Here is a 2,276-nt window from a genome sequence, read left to right as displayed (position 1 = left end):
CTGTTTTGATTTGTGTGAAAATTATTGTTGACTTATGTGCAATTAGAGAACCTAAGTCACTTTAGCTATATATAAAAGGTTTAAGTGGTTGTATTGATGTATCTTTGTATTAAAAAACACCCAATAAGCAGAGTTGTAGGTGGAATAAACCACAAAATGTAAGTGCTAGGTGGTACGATTATAATTGAATTGCCGTAAGAATTTTTTAACTCTGAGATTATCTCTTCATCTGTGTATCCATCATTGATTTTTTTACGAATTGCTTCTCGCATATCATACGCGATCTGAGATCCAGATTCAGACAATGATTCGCCAGAACATATTGGACACCTTATTATTTCAAATAAACTTGTTGCTCGTTTTTCCATGCTTTTATCTCTGAGTTTATTATCCAGAGTAAAAGCGTTTACGCCTGAGTGGAATATCAATATGAAAAGTAAACTAACTACTGCTCTCATCCTTGGTTAATTGGGTTATTTTACTGAGCTGGTTCATAAAATCAGTGGTGGATAACTTTCCAATAAAGCTTGACCCTACGTCATCATCGTACTTTATTGAAAATTGAATGCCATCATCAGTTGTTTTTTCTGATAAGGAAGACATTAATTTTTCAAACGCATCTGAAGTTTTTGAGTCACCAATCATAAACGAGATTAATTCTTTATAATTTGATATAGCCACGTTGATTTTGTCTTTAAATGAAGACGTAACCAAATTATAATTTCGCACTCCACCATCTGCAGCAAGAGAAAAATTATTACTTTGAATTAAAAATTTCTCTATGTTGAAATTAATTCTGGAAGCTGAGATGTGGTTTACAAATTCGTAATCAAATTTAGTGTCGATACTAAGGTAACTTTCAGGACTTGCAGTATTTTTATACCGATAAGTATAAAAATCAAATCCTAGTTTAGTATTTCCACTTGGTTCTTTATCGAGGTGAAATTGAATGTAATTGCTTTTATCATTCACTTCAGTTATAACACTTTGCTGATTTTCTAAAACATCACATTTTAATCCATAATCTTCGTAACGAAGTGTATCTATATAGTCTATCACGGTACTATTTTTGTTGAATCGCAATGAAGATGGTAAATCGTTTAGTCTAACAACAAAGTGGCTGCTATCGTTTGTGTGGCATTTTATATTCTTTTTCTCATCACCATGAACAGCAATATTGACTTCATTGCTTGGTATGTAGATATATACTGATTTATCAAACAATCTATTTTTTATCAATAAAGCATCAGATGAGATGGTTAATTGCTCATTGGAAAATTTTGGGTTTGTCACACGAAAAATTAGGTTAGAAGGAAATCCACTAAAATCATGTGAAATATCAAATTTTTCGTCGTTAATGTATAGTATTGTTTCAGCTAAAAGATTTTTTACCTTACATGCAGAAAAATACCAAAAACCACTATACGCTACAGGAATAAACAAAAGTAAAGAGATGATAATATAGATAAAAATCTTACGCATAGCTAATCACTCCCCTGTTTATCCAATGATATATTTCTTGTACCCCTTGGTATGGTTACACACAAGCCGTCGATATCTTTTGTGATCTTTATTTGGCATCCAAGCCTCGACGTCTCTGTTAAGCCGAAAGCTAGGTCTAACATATCATTTTCCTCATCAGATATGGGATTATGCGTTTCTACAGCATCATAAGATTTTGGATCAACAATCACGTGGCATGTAGAACAAGCAAGAGAGCCTTCACATGCACCTTCAAGCAGATCTGGATCACTTCTATGGGCTAAATTGAGCAGAGTTTCTCCCTCTGCAGCTTCATAACTTTTCTTACTCCCATCAGGTAAAATAAAAGTAACAGATGGCATATTATTCCTATTAAAATCCTTACTAATTTCTCTATATCCTACAGGTAATAACTAATATTTGCAAACTCTTTGCAATTCCAGTGCCTATATTTCTTGTTATCCAAGTAGCTCTTTGTTGTCATCCGAGTAGCTGACACTGGTTCCCTTATGACGGCAGTGCCCTCTTCTTGTCATCCCAGTGCCCTGATTACTTGGATCCAGAAAAAAGAATGGTGTCATGCAAGTAGCCTCCTTCTCCTGTCATCCGAGTAGCTGACACTGGGATGACACCCCACTTAACCGTCATACTGCCGCGGTATCTCTTAGAACCTGTTAAGGATCTCGAAAATATGAGGTAGAATAAGCATAGTTAAGAAAGAGGCATATCTATGCAAAAAAGCTATCCAAGCGATATAAGTAAAGAACAATTTGAAAAAATTAGACCAATACTGG

The 2,276-nt window shown here is 34.4% G+C and carries 4 protein-coding genes; all 4 read right to left on the bottom strand.

Annotated elements, in window-relative coordinates:
* Positions 1–80 precede the first annotated feature (80 nt).
* Positions 81–458, bottom strand: a complete 378-nt coding sequence (locus OZD63_RS03225; protein WP_274980102.1) for a cytochrome c-type biogenesis protein — start codon at positions 456–458, stop codon at positions 81–83.
* Positions 442–1,482: a hypothetical protein gene (locus tag OZD63_RS03220; protein WP_155969178.1), complete on the bottom strand. Its 1,041-nt coding sequence runs from the start codon at positions 1,480–1,482 to the stop codon at positions 442–444. The genes OZD63_RS03225 and OZD63_RS03220 overlap by 17 nt, the downstream gene beginning before the upstream one ends.
* A gap of 2 nt (positions 1,483–1,484) precedes the next feature.
* Positions 1,485–1,844 (bottom strand): ferredoxin family 2Fe-2S iron-sulfur cluster binding protein, encoded by a 360-nt coding sequence (locus tag OZD63_RS03215; RefSeq protein ID WP_155969176.1) that lies wholly within the window; start codon positions 1,842–1,844, stop codon positions 1,485–1,487.
* Positions 1,845–1,940: 96 nt separating this feature from the next.
* Positions 1,941–2,063: a hypothetical protein gene (locus OZD63_RS03210; RefSeq protein WP_007549233.1), complete on the bottom strand. Its 123-nt coding sequence runs from the start codon at positions 2,061–2,063 to the stop codon at positions 1,941–1,943.
* Positions 2,064–2,276 lie beyond the last annotated feature (213 nt).

The organism is Wolbachia endosymbiont of Drosophila leontia (assembly GCF_028981785.1).
In the GTDB taxonomy this organism is placed as follows: Bacteria; Pseudomonadota; Alphaproteobacteria; order Rickettsiales; family Anaplasmataceae; genus Wolbachia; species Wolbachia pipientis.
This window is presented reverse-complemented; position numbering and strand designations above follow the sequence as displayed.